The organism is Pseudomonas sp. HMSC08G10 (assembly GCF_001808425.1).
Taxonomy (GTDB): domain Bacteria; phylum Pseudomonadota; class Gammaproteobacteria; order Pseudomonadales; family Pseudomonadaceae; genus Aquipseudomonas; species Aquipseudomonas guariconensis.
Window position 1 is genome coordinate 1 of sequence record NZ_KV793332.1, and the last position, 19,894, is coordinate 19,894.

20 protein-coding genes are annotated in these 19,894 nt (G+C 62.3%); 5 read left to right on the top strand and 15 right to left on the bottom strand.

Annotated features, from left to right (window positions below; genetic code table 11):
* Positions 1-48: 48 nt before the first annotated feature.
* From msrQ to mrcB, 9 genes are all read right to left on the bottom strand, one after another.
* Positions 49-657 (bottom strand): protein-methionine-sulfoxide reductase heme-binding subunit MsrQ, encoded by a 609-nt coding sequence (gene msrQ / locus HMPREF3173_RS21130; protein ID WP_070576434.1) that lies wholly within the window; start codon positions 655-657, stop codon positions 49-51.
* On the bottom strand, positions 657-1,670 hold the full coding sequence (gene msrP / locus HMPREF3173_RS21135) for a protein-methionine-sulfoxide reductase catalytic subunit MsrP (RefSeq protein WP_070576437.1): 1,014 nt from the start codon (positions 1,668-1,670) through the stop codon (positions 657-659). The genes msrQ and msrP overlap by 1 nt, the downstream gene beginning before the upstream one ends.
* 77 nt (positions 1,671-1,747) lie before the next feature.
* Positions 1,748-2,599 (bottom strand): CDP-diacylglycerol--serine O-phosphatidyltransferase, encoded by an 852-nt coding sequence (gene pssA, locus HMPREF3173_RS21140; protein WP_070576441.1) that lies wholly within the window; start codon positions 2,597-2,599, stop codon positions 1,748-1,750.
* A gap of 153 nt (positions 2,600-2,752) precedes the next feature.
* The gene (gene ilvC / locus HMPREF3173_RS21145; RefSeq protein WP_043215774.1) at positions 2,753-3,769 is read right to left on the bottom strand and encodes a ketol-acid reductoisomerase; all 1,017 of its coding nucleotides are present in this window, start codon (positions 3,767-3,769) and stop codon (positions 2,753-2,755) included.
* Between the two features lie 58 nt (positions 3,770-3,827).
* A complete protein-coding gene (gene ilvN / locus HMPREF3173_RS21150; RefSeq protein ID WP_003250040.1) occupies positions 3,828-4,319 on the bottom strand; it encodes an acetolactate synthase small subunit in 492 nt (163 codons plus the stop codon).
* 1 nt (position 4,320) lies between these two features.
* A complete protein-coding gene (locus HMPREF3173_RS21155; protein WP_070576677.1) occupies positions 4,321-6,045 on the bottom strand; it encodes an acetolactate synthase 3 large subunit in 1,725 nt (574 codons plus the stop codon).
* A 409-nt stretch (positions 6,046-6,454) separates the two neighbouring features.
* On the bottom strand, positions 6,455-6,787 hold the full coding sequence (locus HMPREF3173_RS21160) for a YqcC family protein (RefSeq protein ID WP_070576444.1): 333 nt from the start codon (positions 6,785-6,787) through the stop codon (positions 6,455-6,457).
* Complete coding sequence (locus tag HMPREF3173_RS21165) at positions 6,784-7,560, bottom strand: tetratricopeptide repeat protein (RefSeq protein ID WP_043215772.1); 777 nt, start codon at positions 7,558-7,560, stop codon at positions 6,784-6,786. The genes HMPREF3173_RS21160 and HMPREF3173_RS21165 overlap by 4 nt, the downstream gene beginning before the upstream one ends.
* Positions 7,561-7,585: 25 nt before the next feature.
* Positions 7,586-9,907, bottom strand: a complete 2,322-nt coding sequence (mrcB, locus tag HMPREF3173_RS21170; RefSeq protein WP_070576447.1) for a penicillin-binding protein 1B — start codon at positions 9,905-9,907, stop codon at positions 7,586-7,588.
* Positions 9,908-10,060: 153 nt separating this feature from the next.
* On the opposite strand from mrcB, the gene HMPREF3173_RS21175 reads away from it, so the two are divergent.
* Positions 10,061-11,623 (top strand): bifunctional aminoglycoside phosphotransferase/ATP-binding protein, encoded by a 1,563-nt coding sequence (locus tag HMPREF3173_RS21175; protein ID WP_070576449.1) that lies wholly within the window; start codon positions 10,061-10,063, stop codon positions 11,621-11,623.
* Positions 11,624-11,837: 214 nt separating this feature from the next.
* The gene (locus HMPREF3173_RS21180) at positions 11,838-12,116 is read left to right on the top strand and encodes a TfoX/Sxy family protein (protein WP_070576452.1); all 279 of its coding nucleotides are present in this window, start codon (positions 11,838-11,840) and stop codon (positions 12,114-12,116) included.
* Between the two features lie 184 nt (positions 12,117-12,300).
* Here the strand turns inward: HMPREF3173_RS21180 and HMPREF3173_RS21185 are convergent, their stop codons facing one another.
* Genes HMPREF3173_RS21185 through HMPREF3173_RS21200 form a run of 4 tightly spaced genes read right to left on the bottom strand, consistent with a single transcriptional unit; the run spans position 12,301 to position 15,877 of the window.
* Positions 12,301-13,188, bottom strand: a complete 888-nt coding sequence (locus HMPREF3173_RS21185; RefSeq protein ID WP_070576454.1) for a ChaN family lipoprotein — start codon at positions 13,186-13,188, stop codon at positions 12,301-12,303.
* Positions 13,189-13,200: 12 nt separating this feature from the next.
* A complete protein-coding gene (locus HMPREF3173_RS21190; protein ID WP_070576457.1) occupies positions 13,201-13,968 on the bottom strand; it encodes a heme ABC transporter ATP-binding protein in 768 nt (255 codons plus the stop codon).
* Positions 13,968-14,951: a FecCD family ABC transporter permease gene (locus tag HMPREF3173_RS21195; protein WP_168166404.1), complete on the bottom strand. Its 984-nt coding sequence runs from the start codon at positions 14,949-14,951 to the stop codon at positions 13,968-13,970. Before HMPREF3173_RS21195 ends, HMPREF3173_RS21190 begins: the two co-directional genes overlap by 1 nt.
* A gap of 50 nt (positions 14,952-15,001) precedes the next feature.
* Entirely contained in the window at positions 15,002-15,877 is an 876-nt protein-coding gene (locus HMPREF3173_RS21200) for a heme/hemin ABC transporter substrate-binding protein (RefSeq protein WP_070576463.1), read from the bottom strand.
* 152 nt (positions 15,878-16,029) lie between these two features.
* Here HMPREF3173_RS21200 and HMPREF3173_RS21205 point away from each other — a divergent pair, with 152 nt between their 5' ends.
* Positions 16,030-16,347: a Rieske (2Fe-2S) protein gene (locus HMPREF3173_RS21205; RefSeq protein ID WP_070576466.1), complete on the top strand. Its 318-nt coding sequence runs from the start codon at positions 16,030-16,032 to the stop codon at positions 16,345-16,347.
* Here HMPREF3173_RS21205 and sfsA read toward each other — a convergent pair.
* Entirely contained in the window at positions 16,337-17,050 is a 714-nt protein-coding gene (gene sfsA, locus HMPREF3173_RS21210; protein ID WP_070576470.1) for a DNA/RNA nuclease SfsA, read from the bottom strand. The two genes, HMPREF3173_RS21205 and sfsA, sit on opposite strands and share 11 nt — an antisense overlap.
* A complete protein-coding gene (locus HMPREF3173_RS21215) occupies positions 17,050-18,222 on the bottom strand; it encodes a pyridoxal phosphate-dependent aminotransferase (protein WP_043210048.1) in 1,173 nt (390 codons plus the stop codon). Before HMPREF3173_RS21215 ends, sfsA begins: the two co-directional genes overlap by 1 nt.
* A gap of 211 nt (positions 18,223-18,433) precedes the next feature.
* On the opposite strand from HMPREF3173_RS21215, the gene dksA reads away from it, so the two are divergent.
* Positions 18,434-18,880 (top strand): RNA polymerase-binding protein DksA, encoded by a 447-nt coding sequence (gene dksA / locus HMPREF3173_RS21220; protein WP_043210050.1) that lies wholly within the window; start codon positions 18,434-18,436, stop codon positions 18,878-18,880.
* Positions 18,881-18,943: 63 nt separating this feature from the next.
* The gene (gene gluQRS, locus HMPREF3173_RS21225; RefSeq protein WP_070576473.1) at positions 18,944-19,831 is read left to right on the top strand and encodes a tRNA glutamyl-Q(34) synthetase GluQRS; all 888 of its coding nucleotides are present in this window, start codon (positions 18,944-18,946) and stop codon (positions 19,829-19,831) included.
* Positions 19,832-19,894 lie beyond the last annotated feature (63 nt).

The following is a 19,894-nucleotide window of genomic DNA, read 5'->3' on the forward strand; positions in this document are numbered from 1 at the left end:
CATTATAAGGGGATTCGAAACCCCGTCAACAGTTATTTCGAGAAAGTTTCAAACCGCCCTACCCCGCCCCAGCAAACGCGGGACACGACGCCACACCGGCGGAATACGCACAAACATCAATACTGCCCCGACGGCGGCGTATATCACCCACTCTTGCAGGTCAGAGCGAACGATCCAGAGAAAGTGCAGCAATCCCAACCCGAGAATCCCATAAGCCAACCGGTGCAACTTCTTCCATCGCGCACCGAGCCTCCGCTGACTGTAACGATTCGACGTCGCCGCGAGCGCCAGCAGGCCAAGAAAGCCCAGCGCTCCCACGATGATGTAAGGGCGCTTGCGCAACTCGACGCCCAACTGCCCCCAGTCCAACCCGAGGATGAAGACAATATAGGAAGCCATGTGCAGGACGACGTAAGCGAAGCACCACAATCCCAGTTGCCGTCGCACGACGATCCAACCAGGCCATCCTGTGAGCCTCTGCAACGGCGTCATGCTCAAGGTGACCAGTAGGAAGGTCAACGCGCCAAGACCCAGGCGATCCACCAGGATCTTGCCAGGGTCTGGCCCCAGCAGATTCATCGCCGCTTCATATAGCCACCACCCGGGAAGCGCACACCCCACCAGGAAAATGGCCAAGCGAAACCAGGGATAACGCATCAGTAGTTCTTCCGCAGATCGAGCCCCGCATACAGCGACGCCACTTCATCGGCGTAGCCATTGAACATCAGGGTATCGCGCACATTGGGACTGAACAGCCCACTGGGCAAACGCCTTTCCCTGGCCTGGCTCCAGCGCGGGTGGTCGACCATCGGATTGACGTTGGCATAGAAGCCATACTCCGTAGGCGCCAGGCTCTCCCATGTGGTGCTCGGCCGCTCTGCCACCAGGCTCATGCGGACGATGGACTTGATACTCTTGAACCCGTACTTCCATGGCACTACCAAGCGCAACGGCGCGCCGTTCTGATTGGCCAACTCCCGGCCATACATGCCTACCGCCAGAATCGCCAAGGGATGCATCGCCTCGTCCAGCCGCAGCCCCTCTACATAGGGCCAATCGATCAAGGCAAAGCCTGAGCGCTGCCCAGGCATGCTCTGCGGATCCTGCAGCGTCTCGAAGCGTACGTAGCGTGCCTTGGAGTTCGGCTCGACCTGCTTGAGCACCTGTGCCAATGGAAAGCCCAGCCAGGGAATGACCATCGACCAGGCCTCGACACAACGCAACCGATAGATGCGCTCTTCGAGCTGGTAGGGTTTGACGAAGTCTTCCAAGGCATAGCGACCGGGCTTGGCCACTTCACCATCGACCACCAGCGTCCAGGGGTCGGTCTTAAGCGCACCGGCATTGGCCGCTGGATCCCCCTTGTCGGGGCCGAACTCATAGAAGTTGTTGTAGTGGGTGGCGTCCTTGAACGGCGTGATCGCTTCGTCCTTGACCGTCACAGCCTGCCAGCGCGCAGCTGCCAGCTTGTCTGTGAACCAGGCAGGCGCGGCACCAGGCACGACGCCCGGATAGCGCGACGCCTCGACAGCCGAACCAGCACGCGGCAACGCGCCAAGGGCCAGTCCTGCCAGGGAAGCCCCAAGCACTGTACGCCTGGAAAGATAGAGTCTTTCGGGGGTGATCTCCGACGCTTTGCAATCGGACGATCTGGGAGACTTGATAAGCATGACGGCTCCACAGCACAGGCAACGGATGTACCTGTAAGACTATGGAGCCGGAGGGTTATTCCAACATTAACGCTTTGTCAGGTTTTGCGGCGACGACCACGCAGAAGATACTGCACAGGGCCGGAAATCGCATAGCCGAGGAAGATCAGCAGCAGGATTCGGGGCGGGTCGCTGAACACCACCGCGAACACCAGCACCACAGCCAGGATGGCCACGAAGGGCACGCGCCCCTTGAGGTCCAGCTCCTTGAAGCTGTTGTACTTGATGTTGCTGACCATCAGCATGCCGGCAGCGGCCACCAGCAAGGCGACCAGGAACGACAGCTTGGAACCCTGGATGCCATAGTCACTGAAGGCCCATACGGTGCCAGCGACCACACCGGCGGCAGCCGGGCTGGCCAGGCCGATGAAGTAGCGCTTGTCAGCAGTGCCGACCTGGGTGTTGAAGCGCGCCAGACGCAATGCCGCACCAGCGACATAGATGAAGGCTACCATCCAGCCGACCTTGCCCATGTCGCCCAGCGCCCAGACGAACGCCAGCAAGGCAGGCGCAACGCCGAAGGCCGCCATGTCCGACAGCGAGTCGTACTCGGCACCGAAGGCGCTCTGGGTGTTGGTCATGCGCGCAACACGACCATCGAGGCTATCGAGGACCATGGCCACGAAGATGGCGATCGCGGCGAACGCGAAGTACTTGCTCGCTTCACGCGGGTCGCCTGCACTGAGGTAACCGTGCGCGCTGATGGAGCTGACGATGGAATAGAAACCGGCAAACAGGTTGGCGGTCGTGAACAGGTTGGGTAGCAGGTAAATGCCACGGTGACGGACCTTGCGCCCTTCGGCATCATGCCCTTCTTCAATATGCTCATCGACAGGTAGCAGGCTTTCGGCGTCGGAGGGCTTATTCGGCTCTTCGGGACGTTCGCTCATGAAAAGTACCTTGCAACTGGGGTGGAAAATATTCGACACGGGCCTGCGAAACAGGTTCTGACGGCAAGCCACTGGTCGCTTTATACCAGAAGCAGGCCGCGTAAACGAAAAAACGCGGCCGAAGCCGCGTTTTTCATGTTACCGACGCAAGACTTAGTTCTTGGTCTTGTCGACGATCTTGTTGGCCGCGATCCAAGGCATCATGGAGCGCAGTTGCTCGCCGATGACTTCGATGCCGTGAGCGGCGTTGTTACGACGCTTGGCGGTCATCGATGGGTAGTTGGTGGCGCCTTCGGAGATGAACATCTTCGCGTACTCGCCGTCCTGGATGCGCTTCAGAGCGTTGCGCATGGCCTTACGGGATTCTTCGTTGATGACTTCCGGACCGGTGACGTACTCACCGTATTCGGCGTTGTTGGAGATCGAGTAGTTCATGTTGGCGATACCGCCTTCGTACATGAGGTCAACGATCAGCTTCAGCTCGTGCAGGCACTCGAAGTAGGCCATTTCCGGCGCGTAGCCCGCTTCGACCAGGGTTTCGAAACCGGCCTTGACCAGCTCGACGGTACCGCCGCACAGAACGGCCTGCTCACCGAACAGGTCGGTTTCAGTTTCGTCCTTGAAGGTGGTTTCGATGATACCGGTACGGCCGCCGCCGACGCCCGAGGCGTACGACAGAGCAACGTTCTTGGCGTTGCCGGAGGCGTCCTGGTAGACGGCGATCAGGTCAGGGATGCCGCCGCCCTTGACGAACTCGGAGCGAACGGTGTGACCCGGAGCCTTCGGCGCGATCATGATCACGTCGAGGTCGGCACGCGGAACGACTTGGTTGTAGTGGATCGAGAAACCGTGGGAGAAGGCCAGGGTAGCGCCCTTCTTGATGTTCGGCTCGATTTCGTTCTTGTACAGGGCGCCTTGGAACTCGTCCGGGGTCAGGATCATGACCAGGTCGGCAGCGGCGACGGCAGTAGCAACGTCAGCGACTTTCAGGCCGTGGGCTTCTGCCTTGGCAACGGTGGCCGAACCTTTACGCAGACCGACGGTAACGTCCACACCGGAGTCCTTGAGGTTGCACGCCTGGGCGTGCCCCTGGGAGCCGTAACCGATGATGGCGACTTTCTTGCCCTGGATGATGGAAAGGTCGCAGTCTTTGTCGTAATAAACTTTCATGAAATACCCCTGTTATATCTCGGCTCCACGGAGCCATCACTGATTCTTGTATGCGTATTCAGATACTGAGCACTTTGTCGCCACGGGCAATGCCGGTAACGCCGCTGCGCACGGTTTCCAGGATCGACGCGGTGCCAATGGCCTGGATGAAGCTGTCCAGCTTATCGCTGGTACCGCTCAGTTGCACGGTGTACACGCTGGCGGTGACATCGACGATCTGGCCACGGAAGATATCCGTGGTGCGCTTGATCTCGGCGCGCTGGGCGCCGGTGGCCTTGACCTTGACCAGCATCAGCTCGCGCTCGATGTGAGCACTCTCCGACAGATCGACGAGCTTGACCACTTCGACCAGTTTGTTCAGGTTCTTGGTGATCTGCTCGATCACTTCGTCATGACCAACGGTCGTCAGGGTCAGGCGCGACAGAGTCGGGTCCTCGGTCGGCGCCACGGTCAGGCTTTCGATGTTGTAGTTACGCTGGGAGAACAGACCGACCACGCGAGACAAGGCACCGGGTTCGTTTTCCAACAGCAGGGAAATGATGTGCCGCATATCAGGTACGCTCCGTCTTGCTCAGCCACATGTCACGCATCGAGCCGTCCTTGATCTGCATCGGGTAGACGTGCTCGGTCCTGTCGACCGCGATGTCGATGAACACCAGGCGGTCCTTCATCGCGAAAGCCTCTTCCAGTTTTGGCTTGAGGTCCTTCAGGCTGGTGATGCGGATACCCACATGGCCATAGGCCTCAACCAGCTTGACGAAGTCAGGCAGCGACTCCACGTAGGAGTGCGAGTGACGGCCGCTGTAGGCCATGTCCTGCCATTGACGAACCATGCCCAACACACCGTTGTTCAGGTTGACGATCTTCACCGGCAGGTCGTACTGCATGCAGGTGGACAGTTCCTGGATGTTCATCTGGATACTGCCTTCGCCGGTCACGCAGGCCACGTCCTGGTCAGGGAAGTTGAGCTTGATGCCCATCGCCGCCGGGAAGCCGAAGCCCATGGTGCCCAGGCCGCCGGAGTTGACCCAACGATTTGGCTTGTTGAAGCGGTAGTACTGCGCCGCGAACATCTGGTGCTGACCGACATCGGAGGTGATGAAAGCATCGCCCTTGGTCACTTCGCACAGGGTTTCGATCACGGTCTGCGGCTTGATGACGCTGCCGTCGCCCTTGTCGTAAGGGAACAGGCCGCGGTCACCGCGCCACTCGTCGATCTGCTTCCACCAGGCATCGAGTGCCGCCTTGTCAGGCTGCTCGCCGATTTCCTTGAGGATGGCCAGCATTTCGGTGAGCACGCTTTCCACCGGGCCCACGATCGGCACGTCGGCCTTGATCATCTTGGAGATCGACGCCGGGTCGATATCGATGTGAATGATCTTGGCGTTCGGGCAGAACTTGGCCGGGCCATTGACCACGCGGTCGTCGAAACGCGCACCGACAGCGAAGATCACGTCTGCATTGTGCATCGCCATGTTGGCGGTGTAGCTGCCGTGCATGCCGAGCATACCGATGAACTGACGATCGGTGCCCGGGAAGCCACCCAGCCCCATCAGGGTATTGGTGACTGGCAGATTCAACGACTTGGCAATCTCGGTAAGGGCTTCGGAGCCGCCGCCAAGAATGACGCCACCGCCGGAATAGACCACCGGACGCTTGGCTGCCAAGAGCATCTCGGCCGCTTTGCGGATCTGGCCGGAATGACCGCGGACAGCCGGGCTGTAGGAGCGCAGCTTGACCTTCTTGGGATAGACGTATTCGAACTTCTCGGCCGGGTTGGTCATATCTTTTGGAATGTCGACCACGACCGGGCCTGGACGGCCGGATTGCGCCAGGTAGAAGGCTTTTTTCAGGACTTCGGGAATTTCCGAGGCATGCTTGACCATGAAGCTGTGCTTCACGATCGGCCGGGAAATACCAATCATGTCGGTTTCCTGAAAGGCATCGGTACCAACCATGGTGCTAGGCACCTGACCGGACAGGATGACCATCGGGATCGAGTCCATATAGGCAGTGGCAATGCCGGTGATGGCATTGGTCGCGCCTGGGCCGGAAGTCACCAGCACCACGCCGGCCTTGCCGGTGGCACGGGCGTAACCGTCCGCCATATGGGTGGCAGCCTGCTCGTGACGAACCAGGATGTGGTTGATCTCCGGTTCTTTGAACAGGGCGTCGTAAACATGAAGGAGAGCACCGCCAGGGTACCCATAGATGTGCTTAACGCCTTCGTCACGCAAGAAGCGGACGACCATCTCAGCGCCAGATAAAAGCTCCACGTTGTTCACCTCTAAAACGCCAGAATACCGCCCTCAAATGGACGGGTCTTAATAGGTTTACTGCCAAGCAGAGCATGAGCGAACGTCAGCACTGACTGAGCAAGTATTGGGAGCGCCCCAGAGTGTTGCGGGGGGTTCCCACCCAGCGCGAGGTAACGCGTTGCGGGGTGTTACAAGTCGGCGCGGGTGTGCGCCTCATGATCTGCTTAGCGGGTCTGCTTCTGGCAGTCCCTCTACAGCGGAATCTGGATTCTTCTGATTCGTCGCGCGCAAGTCAAGAAAAATTATTGCCAATTTTTCCCCAGGATGAATTCCTGCCACCACGAAAAAGGTGGTCAGCAGCAGGAAAATAAAGATTTCCGAAAAAAAGGGCCACAATCTGCGGCCCTTATAGGAAAAAAAGAAGAAATCAGGCGGAAGGACTGATCAATTGGTCAAATGCTGCCAGCAGACGCCTAAGCTCGCGACTCTGCTCTGGGCGATCGACGAACACCGTTTCGGCCATGACCAGAATGCCAGAGGCATTGGGCAACGGGTGACCGTGCTCGATGATGAGCTTCATGCGCGGCAGGAATATCCATTGCAGCCACTGCTCGAAGGTCATCACGTCCACCGCGAACGGCACCACGCTGGCGAGCGCTTCGGCGCTGGGTTCCTGTTCGCTCCACCAGCCTTGGACCTGCAACTCGCGCTCGATCAACAGCAGATGATCGGCAATATCGAGGATGCGTTGCTCCATCACGAGGTAGTCCGCGCCTTCTGCCGCGCCAATGCAGCGCCCTGGCTGTCCCCTTGCTTCTCGCGGGCCTGGGCGATGGTGTTCCACAGCTCGGCCTGCAGGTCGGGACGTCCATTGGCGTAGGTCAGGGCACGACGCGCCAGTTGCTCGGCCTGCGCCGAGTCGCCCTGGGCCAGGCGCACCTGGGCCAGACGGAACAGTACCTGCGGCTCGCGCGGGGCGATGCGCTGGGCACGCTCCAGGCTCGAGGCGGCACCATTGAAGTCACCACCGCCCTGTTGCTGCTGAGCGGTGGTCAGCAGCGCCAGCACCGGACCATCGAGCTGCTCATCGGCCGACAGCCCGCCGGTGGCGTTGCTGCGCGGAATACCGGTCGGAGCGCTGGGCGTGCTGGACGCGCTGTTCATCGAGGCGATGTCGAACGGCTCGTCGGCAATCGGGTTGGGGTTGGTGGCGATCGGGCCGCTGCTCACAGGGCCAGGGGTGATTGGCCCAGTGCTGATTGGCGCAGCCCCCGTACCGGCCGGGAAGGCCTGGATGGGCGCTGCGCCAGCGCCCTGCGGGATCACCACGGTCACACCGGAATCCTCAGGCAGGGACTGCGCCTGGCTGGTGCCTCCGCTGGGCTGGCGGGCAACGTTACGGTTGCTCGCAATTCGCTCACTGTTCGATACCCGGGTGCTCGAGTCCACCACGGGGATATTGCCGCGCGGAACGCTGGAGCACCCCTGGAGCACGGCAATCGCCGTCAAGGCAGGAAACAACCACTTGTTCACTTCACACCCTCTTCAAAGCTAGCGCTCAATTCATCCATCCCTTGACCCAGTCCATGACGGACTCCACCGGGTCTTGCGGGCCACCACAGGCAGCGCCGGCAGGCGGTTCACTTCCACGAATATACGGCATCTGCACCGCCCCCGGACAGCTACCGTCCGACCCCTGACCGCTGTACGGGTCGATCCAGGCTTGCACCACGTTGTCCGGTTGCGGCATGTCCAGCGGCAGCGGGTCGGCTTTCTTCATGAAGCTGGTCCACACCTGCAAGGCACCCGTGGCGCCGGTGAACGGCGTTTTGCCGTTGTCGTCGCGGCCCAGCCAGACCACCGCCAGCAAATCCTGGCTGAAGCCGGAGAACCAGCTGTCGCGCGAATCGTTACTGGTACCGGTCTTACCTGCCAGGGTCAGCGAACGGGGCAGCACGTTGTAGACCGAACGGCCGGTACCTTCGCGCATTACTCGCTGCATGCCGTTCTGCACCAGATAGATGGCACCTGGATCGAAGGTCTGCTGGATCTGGAACGGGTAGCGCTTGAGCGGCTCGCCTTCGGCGGTGAGCACACTGCGGATACCACGCATCGGCGTGTTGAAACCGCCATTGGCGATGGTCTGGTACATGGTCGCCACCTGCATCGGCGACATGCCGCCCGCGCCCAGCAGCATGGACGGGAACGCCGGCCAGTCGACCTTCACGCCCAGCCTGCCAATGGTCTTGATCACGTTGGGCACGCCCACTTCCAGACCGATCTTGGCGGTGGACAGGTTGTAGGAGTTGGCCAGCCCTTGGTACAGGTAGATGGTGCCGTGGGGGCGACGATCGTAGTTTTGCGGACGCCAGACCTGGCCGTCAGCGCCTTTGACCGAGAACGGCTCGTCCTGCACCCAACTGGTCAAGGTGTACTTGCTGGGCTGTTCCAGGGCGGTCAGGTAGACCGCTGGCTTGACCAGCGAACCGATCGGCCGCACGGCGTCGATGGCGCGGTTGAAACCGGCGAAGCCGGCCTGCCGGCTGCCGATCAGCGCCTGCACCTCACCGGTTTCCGGGTTGGTCACCACCATCGCCGACTCGACCTCATCGGCGCCCTTGCGACCGGCCAGGCGCTTGAAGGTCTCGCTCATGGCCGTCTCGGCCTTCATCTGCAGGATCGGATCGAAACTGGTGAAGATACGCAGGCCTTCTTCGGTCAAGTCTTCGTCGCGGTAGTCCTGGCGTAGTTGGCGCTTGACCAAGTCGAGGAAAGCCGGGAAGGAACTGTCGGCCAGGCTGCCGCGCTTGGTCACGCCCAGCGGCATCTTTTTCGCCGCTTCGGCCATGTCCTGGCTTACCACGCCCTGCTCGGCGAGCAGGTCGAGCACCAGATTGCGTCGGGTGAGCGCACGCTCGGGATAACGACGCGGGTTGTAATAGGACGGCCCTTTGACCATCCCCACCAGCAAGGCGATCTGGTGCAGCTTGAGCTCCTGCAGCGGCTGGCTGAAGAAGAACTGGCTGGCCAGGCCGAAGCCGTGCACCGCACGCTGCCCATCCTGGCCGACGAATACCTCGTTGAGGTACGCCTCGAGGATCTCGCGTTTGTCGTAGTGCAGCTCCAGCAGCATGGCCATCATGGCCTCGTTCAGCTTGCGGCTGAGGCTGCGCTCGTTGCTCAGGAAGAAGTTCTTCACCAACTGCTGGGTCAGGGTACTACCGCCCTGGCGCATGGCGCCTGCGGAGGTGTTGACCCACAAGGCACGGGCGATGGATTTGGGCGATACGCCATGGTGGCTGTAGAAGTCGCGGTCTTCCACAGCGACCAGGGTTTCCAGCAGATAAGGCGGAACCTGGTCGATCTTGATCAGGATCCGGTCTTCGAGATTCTTGGGATAGATGCCGCCAATCATCAGCGGTTCGAGTCGCACCACATCCAGCTTGCCACCATTGGCACCGGACAGCCCGGCGACATAATCGCCGGAGAAACGCACGCGCACGAACTGCGCAGGTTCCATGCCCTCGTAGAACTGGAAGCCTCGGGTATTGAGGTCGACCGTGTTGCCGTTGACCGAGGCCGCGCCCGGGCCGTTGGCGGCCGCTTCACGACGATAGCCCAGGGCATCGAGCTCTGTGAGGAAGTCGTTGCGGCTCAACTTCTGGCCGACGAACAGCTCCAGCGGACGGGCGTATACCTTGGCCGGGATGGTCCAACGCTTGCCGGAGAACTTCTCCTGGACGACAGCATCGAGATAAACCGCGAAGCCGGCAAGCACCACCAGGCCGACCAGGCTGAGCTTGAGCGCCCAGCCCAGCCAGGCGCGGGAGCGGCCGGTCGGGCGTTTCTTGGGGGTACGGGAGTTTCGGGTACGAGTCATGGCGGCGGATTATACGCACTTTGATAAAGGCTAGTGGCCTGCGGGACGAAACGGAAAGCTCGCGTTCATCCGCCAGGATTTCCAGCTGTTTGCAGGGACGGCACCATTGACCATAATGGCGCTTTCGAATTCCCTGCCCCAGAAGGATTGCCCGTGAGCCAAGCCCTGATCAGCGCGCTGCAGAACCCCGCCCTCTATGCCCACCCGGTGGACGGGTTCCAACTCATCGAGACGCATATCTCCTGGGTGCTGCTGACCGGCGAGTACGCCTACAAGATCAAGAAGCCGATGAACTTCGGCTTCCTGGATTTCACCGAGCTAGACCAACGCCGTCACTTCTGCAACGAAGAGCTACGCCTGAACCAGCGCCTTACCGAGGGCCTGTATCTTGAAGTGCTGCCGATCACAGGAACGGCCGATGCCCCGCAACTGGGCGGCGACGGCGCACCGATCGAGTACGCTTTGAAGATGCGCCAGTTCCCCCAAGGCCAGATGCTCAGTACCTTGCAGGCCAATGGCGAACTCAATGCCAGCCACATCGACCAGATGGCCCGCCAGATCGCCGAATTCCACCTGCAGGCGCCCAAGGTACCGGTCGACCATCCGTTAGGCACACCTGACAGTGTCATGGCACCGGTTGAGCAGAACTTCGAGCAGATCCGTCCGTTCCTCAGCGACAAGGCCGACCTGCAACAACTGGACAACCTTCAGGCGTGGGCCCGCAGCAGCTTCGAGCGGCTTCACGGGTTGCTCGAGAAGCGCAAGGCCCAGGGGTTTATCCGCGAATGCCATGGCGACATCCACCTGGGCAATGCCACGCTGATCGACGGCAAGGTGGTGATCTTCGACTGCATCGAATTCAACGAGCCGTTCCGCCTGACCGACGTCTATGCCGACACCGCTTTCCTGGCCATGGACCTCGAAGACCGCGGGCTGAAATGCCTGGCCCGTCGTTTCATCAGCCAATACCTGGAGCTGACCGGCGACTACGAAGGCCTGGAACTGCTCAACTTCTACAAGGCCTACCGCGCCCTGGTGCGCGCCAAGGTCGCACTGTTCAGCATGCCGGCCGATGCCGACGGCGTGCAGCGTGCCACCACCCTGCGCACCTACCGCAACTATGCCAACCTGGCCGAAAGCTACAGTGCCATTCCATCGCGGCTGCTGGCAATCACCCATGGCGTCTCGGCCGTGGGCAAGAGCCACGTGGCCATGCGTCTGGTCGAAGCCCTGGGCGCGATTCGTGTACGTTCGGATGTCGAGCGCAAGCGCCTGTTCGGCAAGCAACAGCAACAAAGCGCTGGCCAACTGCAGGCCGGCATCTATGACCAAGACGCCAGCCGCGCCACGTATCAGCGCCTGCATGAGCTGGCGGCGATCATCTTGCGTGCGGGCTTCCCGGTGGTGCTCGATGCCACCTACCTCAAGCTGGCCCAGCGCCAAGCCGCGGCCCAGGTTGCCAACGAAACGGGCGTTCCGTTCCTGATCCTCGATTGCCAGGCGCCCGACGCGGTCATCGCCAGCTGGCTGGCCCAGCGCCAGACCGAGGCTAGCGACCCTTCCGATGCCACTCTGGAAGTGGTCAAGGCCCAACAGGCCAGCCGCGAACCGCTGAGCGCCGAAGAACTGCCCCACTGCAAGCGGGTGGACACACAGGAAAGCGCCAGCATGGACCAATTGATCGAGCAGATCCGCCAGCGTCTCCCGGGCATCTGAACGATTCATGAAGGGCTGCTCTTGCAGCCCTTTTTTGCATGCCATCGCGACCGGGTAAAGCCACGCTCACAGATGCCAACGCCCGGTTTTCAGGGTGGCCCTCGTCGGGGGTCGATGGCAAAAGGCCGCGTATTTCCCAACCCCCGCTACACTCCTCTGAAACCTGCTCGCGATTTATCCCAAAGACCTCGTTCAGCCATCGCAAGGAGGCCCGATGAACGATGAATTGCAGCATCTGAGAAATCTTGGCAAGACCTCCGCGCAATGGCTTCATGCCGTCGGCATCCACAGTGCATCGGACTTGCGCCGCCTGGGCGCGGTAGGCGCCTACCAGGCTGTGAAGTCGCGGGGGTTCCGGGCGTCGAAGGTGTTGTTGTACTCCATCGAGGCGGCACTGCTGGACATGCACTGGAACGATTTGCCGGTCGAGCGTAAACAGGCGCTCGATGAACAGCTGGACGCCAAAAACCCAGTGCAAAAAAAAACAAAATAGGCGGGATGGGGGATTGACCTATAAATGAGAATCGTTATGATTATCACAACTGGTCGCGAGACTGGTTGGATAACCTGAAAAGTCCTTGGTTAGGACGCTCAGATTATCTCCTCATCAGGCTAATCACGGTTATTGACCCGGCACTTTGCCGGGTCTTTTTTTGCCTCCGATAAACAAAGGCCGATCAACGACGCAGTCGGGCGCAGTAGTCCTGTTCAGGCAAGGCTGCCGTGTACCAGACGTAGTCGGCCATGCCCGGCTCGACTTTTTCGCCCACCTCCACCAGTAGCAACACTTTGGATTCGCCCTCTGCGCCCAGATCAGCCAGGTGAAGTGGCACACCCAAGTCCTTGCGCGCATGGTAGCTGCCGGTCAGCAACAGGGCCGGTTGTGGCGCGCCAAGCACGCGTTCGGCGATGCGGCGGTCGCGTTGCTGCTGCACGGCAAGCATGGCCGGCAGCTGGTTTTCCGGCAGCAATCCACAGTGTCCGGCGCGCACCTGGTCTAGCAGCGCAGCCTTGACCGCAGGTGCATTCGAGCGCGGCCCCTGCAACACCGGGGTGTCCCGATAAGCCTGACGCAACTCCTCCGGCGAAAGATTGGCCGCCAGCAGCGCAATCTGCCGATGCAAAGCCTCCTGCACGATCGGCCCATACCATTGCCAGTCCCAGCCGTCCTGCCAGGCCAGGGCTTTGGGCAAATCCTCAGGCATGACCGCCTGCCCTTGCACGGCATCGATCAGGGGTTGCTGCGAAGGCTGCAGCATCTCCAGCAACAGGCTGCCCTGGGGGCGACGGGCCTCCAAGGCTCGCAACAGCCACAGCTGCAACGCGTGGTGATCGGGATTGTCGTGCTTCTCTCCCACCAGCACCCGAGGCGCCGGGGCCAGGTAGGCAACAAGCTGGTCTGGCGTGAGCTGCTCACCCGTGGCAAGGTCACGGATTTGCCCCAGTTGTGCGCTGTCGCGCCCTTCGCCGGCCTGCCACGCCGGCAAGTCGGGCAGGCTGGCCTGGCAGCCGGACAGCACCAAAGCCAGCAGGATCGATAGGCCGGGCAGCACGGGATGGCGCATGGGCAAAGCCTCCTAGCGGGTGATGATCAACGGATGACCGAGCTCCGGGTGCGGCTGCACCAGCACATCGATTCCAAATACCGCCTTGAGCGCGTCAGGCGTCAGCACCTGCTGCGGGGTGCCCAGCGCATGACAGCGTCCCTGCTCCAGCAACAGGATCTGGTCACAGTAGCGCGCGGCGAGGTTGAGGTCGTGCAGAATCACCATCACCGCCGCGCCTTGGTCGGCAAAGCGCCGCACCGCTTGCAAGGTGGTGTGCTGGTGCAAGGGGTCCAGCATCGAAGTGGGCTCGTCCAGCAGCAGGGTGGCGCCCTCCTCCCCCGGCCACAGCTGCGCCAGCACGCGGGCCAGGTGAACCCGCTGGCGCTCGCCACCGGACAGCGCCAGGTAGCTGCGATCGACCAAGTGCAGGGCATCAGCCGCACCCAAGGCGGCGTGGACGATTTCCTGGTCGCGTTGCTGACCACTGGCGTGAGGCAGCCGGCCAAGCCCGACCACTTCTTCGACACCAAATGCAAACCCGAGGGTGGAAACCTGCGGCAGTACCGCCAGGCAACGAGCGCGTGCTTGGCCTGGCCAGTCCGCCAAGGTGCGCCCACGCAAATGCACCTGCCCCTGATTGGGAGCCAGCTCGCCGCACAGTACGCCCAACAGGCTACTTTTGCCGGCCCCATTGGGGCCCAGTACACCCAGGACCTGCCCAGGACGCACGTGCAAGTCGATCGCCTGCAGCACGTCTTGGGTTCCGCGCCGCAAACGCACCCCTTGGGCTTCCAGCATCAGCTTCGCCCTCGTATCAACAAGAACAAGAAGAACGGCGCTCCGAGGAACGCAGTAACGATGCCAATCGGCAGCTCCGCCGGTGCCAGCGCCAGCCGGGCCACCAAGTCGGCGAACAAGAGCAAGGCGCCCCCTGCGAGCAACGAGGCAGGCAGCAGCACCCGGTGGTCGGGGCCTGCCAGCAAGCGCATCAAGTGCGGCACTACCAAGCCGATGAAACCGATCAACCCCGCAGCCGCCACCGCAGCCCCCACGCCCAGGGCAGTACAGAACACCAGCTCACGCTTGAGCGCCTCCACGTCGATGCCCAGGTGCCGAGCCTCGGACTCGCCCAGCAACAGGGCATTGAGCGCCTGGGCGCGGCGTGGCAGCCACAGCGCAACCGCTGCTGTCACCAGCAGCAAGGGCCACAGGCGCTCATAGCTGGCACCGTTGAGGCTGCCCAGGTTCCAGAAGGTCAAGGTGCGCAGCGTGGCGTCATCGGCCAGGTAGGTGAACAAGCCGACCGCCGAACCGGCCAATGCAGTCAGGGCGATGCCTGCGAGCAGCATGGTAGCGACGCTGGTTTGCCCGTCGCGCCGGCCCAGGCGATACACCAGCGCGGTCACACCGAGGCCGCCCACGAAGGCACAGCCCGACAACAGGTAAGGCGAGAACCACTCCGGAATCCCGCCCAGCCAGCTACCACCGACAATCGCCACCGCCGCCCCCAGCGCTGCTCCACTGGCCACCCCGACCAGCCCAGGGTCTGCCAGAGGGTTGCGGAACAGCCCCTGCATCGTCACGCCGGACAACGCCAGCACCGCGCCCACCGCCAGCCCCAGGAGGGTACGAGGCAAGCGGATCTGCCCAAGGATCATCTCGGCTTGTTCCAGCCCCTCGGCGTGAACCGGCACCCCCAGCAGTCGCAGGCCCGCACGCAGGGTATCGAACAGCGGGAGGCTGACCGGCCCAAGCGCCAGCGACAACCAAACGGCCAACAGGCACGACAGCGTCAGACAGACAAACAGCGTGCGGGACTGAACGCGGCCTCTCATTGGGCCTTGGCCACCGGATAGAAGGCCTCGGCCAGTGCGGTCAAGGTGGCCGGCAAGCGCGGGCCAAGACCACCGACGAGCAAGGTCGGGTCCAGCGCTACCAGGCGCCTCTCTCGGACTGCCCGGGACGCGGCCAGCGCGGGGTTTTCCTTGAGCAACGCCTGCAGCGCCTGCTCGCCCTCGAGGCTGCGATCGGAGAGCACCAGCACATCTGGATCCAGCGCTGCCAGAGCCTCGACCGAGAAGTTCTTGTAACCCGGATGCTCGGCCAGGTTACGTGCACCGGCCTGGCGTAGCAGCCAGTCCCCTGATGTGCCCAGACCTGCGATCAGGGGCTTGGCACCTGCATGCCCGACCAGCAGCAGAACCCCTGGCGCCTTCTGGCTGGCCTGGGCCTGCTTGACCCTGGCTTGCAGCGCATCGAGTTGCCGGTGGTAACCGGCGGTCAGCTCGGCGGCTTTCTGTTCGACCCCCAGCAAACTGCCCAGGCGTTGGAGGTTATCGTCCACGGCGTCCAACTCGGCCTTGCTGGAGAACAGCTCCACCCGCACCCCGGCCTTGCGCACCTGCGCCAGCACCGGCGGCGGCCCCATCTCCTCGGTGCCGACCAAGACATCCGGGCGCAGGCTGAGAATCCCTTCGGCGGACAATTGCCGTTGGTAGCCGATGCTAGGCAGCGATTTGAGCGACTCAGGGTGCTGACTGGTGGTATCGACCCCCACCAGTTGCCGCTCGCCCCCCAGGGCGCTGATCCATTCACTCAAGGCGCCACCCGCACTGACCCAGCGCTGGGGTAGCTCGGCGGCCAATGCCTGGGTGGCAAGTACAAGACCTGCACACAGGACGATCAGGGCAGCGGGACGACGCATCATCGTTTTCCTTTGCAGAAGGCGGGCCGCGCGCCTTGTAGCGGGCGACGGAACTGCGCACCATAGGCAGCCTGGCGCAGCGACTGCGAGCAATTTGATAATTGTTCGCATTGAGGCGTCAAGCCATCCCTTTGTCACATGAGCTGTCTGCTTCAATGCATTTTCTTTGCGCATCCCTCGATCTCGCCGAAGGCCACAGCCGCGCATTCAGCGTAGCGGGCGAGCAGGTTTTCGGCGTACGGCGTCAGGGCCAGGTTTACCTTTATCGCAACCGCTGCCCCCATAAGGGCATTCCGTTGAATTGGGAGGCGGATGCTTTTCTCGATCAGAGTGCCAGCCTGATCCACTGCGCCCATCACGGCGCGTTGTTCCTGATCGAAAGCGGCGAATGCGTGGCCGGCCCCTGCGAGGGCGAACAGTTGCAGGCCCTGGCCTGCCTTGAAGACAGCCAGGGCATCTGGCTCAAGGCGTGAGCAGCACCGGCAATGGCCTGTCGATGACGATCTGCTCGGCGTCCAGGCGCGTGCCGTAGGCCAGCACCTCCACGCCATCGGCCACTGCAGTGCGCAGGGCCTGGGCATAAGCCGCGTCGATTTCCTCGGCCGGACGCACCGCCTCGACACCGGTCAGGTTCACGCAATACAACTGCACCGCACGGATTCCCTGGCGCGCCAAGGCTGCGAGCTCGCGCAGGTGCTTGGCGCCGCGCTGGGTCACCGCGTCGGGAAAAGCCGCGACCGGCGTGTCCGGGTAGCCCAGGGTCACACTCTTGACCTCCACATAAGCCGGCCCCTCGGCGAACTCCAGACGAAAGTCCACCCTGCTGCCTTCCTCGCCATACGCCACTTCGCGCTTGAGCGCCGTGAAGCCGGCCAGTTCGGTGATGCGTCCGGCGCGCAGCGCTTCCTCCACCAAGGCATTGGCCCGCCCCGTGTTGACACAGGCCAGGCGCCCCTGGGGCGTCTCGCTGATCTCCCAGGTGCCGGGCAACTTGCGTTTGGGGTCGTTGGAGCGGCTGAACCAAACCTGCCCGCCCTCGCGCATGCAATTGAGCATCGAGCCAGTGTTGGGGCAGTGAATGGTCAGTTGCTCACCGCTGGCCAACTCGATGTCGGCCAGGAACCGTTTGTAGCGGCGCAACAAGCGCGCCTGTTCGAGTGCAGGGAAGAACAACATCAGCCTTGCCAGCTCCTCAGGCCACGTGCGATGCGTTGCACGGCTTCCTCAAGACGCGGCAGGCTCTGGGTGTAGGCGAACCGCACATGATGACCGGCCTGGTGACGACCGAAGTCCAGGCCCGGCGTGAAGGCCAGGTGCTCGGTTTCCAGGAAGTGCTGGCAGAAAGCGAAGGCATCGCCACCAAAGGCACTGATATCGGCATACAGATAGAAAGCGCCCTGCGGCTCCACGGCGATGCCGAAGCCCAGCTCGCGCAGGGCCGGCAGCAGAAAGTCCCGGCGGCGGGCGAATTCGGCGCGACGCTCTTCGAGGATGGCCAGGGTCTGAGGTTCGAAGCAGGCCAGCGCGGCATGTTGAGCCATGCTCGGTGCACTGATATAGAGGTTTTGCGCCAGTTTCTCCAGGTCCTTCACCGCGCTGGGCGGCGCGACCAGCCAGCCCAGGCGCCAACCGGTCATGCCGAAATACTTGGAAAAACTATTCAGGACGAACGCCTGGTCGTCCACCTCCAGCACGCTCGGTGCATCCATGCCATAGGTCAGGCCGTGATAGATCTCGTCTACCACCAGGTGCCCATGGCGCTCGCGGGTAGCCTTGGAGAGGCTGGCCAACTCGTCACGCTCGAGCACTGTACCCGTGGGGTTGGCAGGCGAGGCCACCAAGGCACCGACAGTGTCTTTGTCCCAGTAGCGGTCGACCAGGTCGGCCGTCAGTTGATAATTGACGTCCGGCCCTACCGGTACCAGTTGCGCCCCACCTTCGACCAGACGCAGGAAGTGGCGGTTGCACGGGTAGCCGGGGTCTGCCAGAAGCCAGTGCTTGCCCGGATCGACCAACAAACTGCTGGCCAGCAGCAACGCACCGGAGCCGCCCGGGGTGATGAGGATCCGTTCAGGGTCGACGCTCACCCCGTAGCGCTGGTCGTAGAAACCTGCAATCGCCTCGCGCAGGGCGGGCAGGCCGCGGGCCGCGGTGTAGCGGGTGTGGCCCGAGGCCAAGGCCGCCTGGCCAGCCGCCACGATGGGCGTGGCGGTGGTGAAGTCCGGCTCGCCGATCTCCAGGTGGATGACATCATGGCCAGCCGCCTGCAGCTCATTGGCGCGCGCCAGCAACGCCATGACGTGGAAGGGTTCGATAGCGCGACTGCGTGCACTGTAGGGCTGAGCCATGGGCCTTCTCTCAATTGGGTCTAAACTGGTGATTCTACCCCTGCGAGGCATCGAACGTGCGGCTCGCACCGCTGTCAACTCCTAGGATCGGGCGGGGTAGCGCACCCCCGATCTATCTGGTAAGTTCGGCGGCTCGCAGTCGCAGGGCCGGCGGGTGCCGGAGATGGAGCAGCCTGCGCATTGGATCAGATGAGTGAGAGGCGGTCTATTCATGTCCACCGTAGAAAAGCAAAAAGCCGGTCAAACCATGTACGGTGTCGAACCCTATAAGGAAACGCCGGGCGAAGAGTACATGGGTGAACCCATGCGCAAGCATTTCACCAAACTCCTCAGTGCCTGGAAGCAAGAGCTGATGACCAGTGTGGATCGGACTGTAGACCACATGAAGGATGAAGCAGCCAACTTCCCGGACCCTGCCGACCGTGCCAGCCAGGAAGAGGAATTCGCCCTCGAACTGCGCAACCGGGATCGTGAACGCAAGCTGATCAAGAAGATCGACAAGACCCTGCAATCGATCCAGGACGAAGAGTACGGCTGGTGCGAAGCCTGCGGCGTCGAGATCGGCCTGCGTCGCCTGGAAGCGCGCCCAACCGCCGACCTGTGCTTCGACTGCAAGGAACTGGCGGAGAAGAAGGAAAAGCAGGTCGGCAAGGCCTGACCTGATTCCCACCTTAACGGGGCGCTCGATGCGCCCCGTTTCATTTATATAGCCTGCAAACCCATGAACGACTCCAGCTACATCGGGCGCTTCGCCCCCACCCCCAGCGGCTTTCTGCACTTCGGATCGCTCGTCGCGGCGCTCGCTTCCTGGCTCGATGCCCGCGCAATTGGCGGACGCTGGTTGTTGCGCATGGAGGACACCGATCCGCCTCGGGAAATGCCCGGTGCACGGGATGCCATCCTGCAGACCCTGGAGCGTTACGGCCTGGAGTGGGACGGCGAGGTCGTCTACCAAAGCCAGCGCCACGAAGCCTATGCCGAGGTGGTCGAGCGTCTGATGCGCATGGGCCTGGCCTATGCCTGCACGTGCTCGCGCAAACAACTGGAGGGTTATGGCGGGGTGTATCCGGGGCTGTGCCGAAACGCCGGACATGCCCGCGAAGGCGCGGCGATACGCCTGCGGGTACCGGAGCTGATCTATCGCTTCACCGATCGCGTCCAGGGGGCTTTCGAGCAACACTTGGGACGTGAGGTGGGCGATTTCGTCATCCAGCGCCGGGACGGGCTCTACGCCTACCAACTGGCCGTGGTGCTGGACGATGCCTGGCAAGGCGTCACCGATATCGTGCGGGGCGCCGATCTCCTGGACAACACACCTCGCCAGCTCTACCTGCAGGAATTGCTGGGCTTCTCCCAGCCACGCTACCTGCACATCCCACTGATCACTCAGCCGGACGGCCACAAGCTGGGCAAATCCTATCGCTCGCCGCCACTGGCGGCCGACCAGGCCACCCCCCTGTTGTTGCGCGCCCTGCGAGCCCTGGGCCAAGCCACTGAGCCTGGCATGGAGCGCGCCAGCCCCGCCGAGGTGCTGGCGATCGCACGGCAGCAGTGGCGCCCCGAGGCGATCGCCCACAAATTGACGGTGCCGGAGGCTGACCTGCGCTGATCGGGCGTTCGCGCAGGCCCGTTGTAACAAGCGCGGTGCAAAAACCCAATAAATTCAAATTGT

Coding starts and splice junctions, on each gene's coding strand:
- HMPREF3173_RS21185 (WP_070576454.1), bottom strand. CDS start 13,188: ATGCGCCATCCCGTGCTGCCCGGCCTATCGATCCTGCTGGCTTTGGTG.
- ilvC (WP_043215774.1), bottom strand. CDS start 3,769: ATGAAAGTTTATTACGACAAAGACTGCGACCTTTCCATCATCCAGGGC.
- mrcB (WP_070576447.1), bottom strand. CDS start 9,907: ATGACTCGTACCCGAAACTCCCGTACCCCCAAGAAACGCCCGACCGGC.
- HMPREF3173_RS21205 (WP_070576466.1), top strand. CDS start 16,030: ATGCATTTTCTTTGCGCATCCCTCGATCTCGCCGAAGGCCACAGCCGC.
- HMPREF3173_RS21200 (WP_070576463.1), bottom strand. CDS start 15,877: ATGATGCGTCGTCCCGCTGCCCTGATCGTCCTGTGTGCAGGTCTTGTA.
- sfsA (WP_070576470.1), bottom strand. CDS start 17,050: ATGTTGTTCTTCCCTGCACTCGAACAGGCGCGCTTGTTGCGCCGCTAC.
- gluQRS (WP_070576473.1), top strand. CDS start 18,944: ATGAACGACTCCAGCTACATCGGGCGCTTCGCCCCCACCCCCAGCGGC.
- HMPREF3173_RS21190 (WP_070576457.1), bottom strand. CDS start 13,968: ATGCTGGAAGCCCAAGGGGTGCGTTTGCGGCGCGGAACCCAAGACGTG.
- dksA (WP_043210050.1), top strand. CDS start 18,434: ATGTCCACCGTAGAAAAGCAAAAAGCCGGTCAAACCATGTACGGTGTC.
- HMPREF3173_RS21215 (WP_043210048.1), bottom strand. CDS start 18,222: ATGGCTCAGCCCTACAGTGCACGCAGTCGCGCTATCGAACCCTTCCAC.
- ilvN (WP_003250040.1), bottom strand. CDS start 4,319: ATGCGGCACATCATTTCCCTGCTGTTGGAAAACGAACCCGGTGCCTTG.
- pssA (WP_070576441.1), bottom strand. CDS start 2,599: ATGAGCGAACGTCCCGAAGAGCCGAATAAGCCCTCCGACGCCGAAAGC.
- HMPREF3173_RS21180 (WP_070576452.1), top strand. CDS start 11,838: ATGAACGATGAATTGCAGCATCTGAGAAATCTTGGCAAGACCTCCGCG.
- msrQ (WP_070576434.1), bottom strand. CDS start 657: ATGCGTTATCCCTGGTTTCGCTTGGCCATTTTCCTGGTGGGGTGTGCG.
- msrP (WP_070576437.1), bottom strand. CDS start 1,670: ATGCTTATCAAGTCTCCCAGATCGTCCGATTGCAAAGCGTCGGAGATC.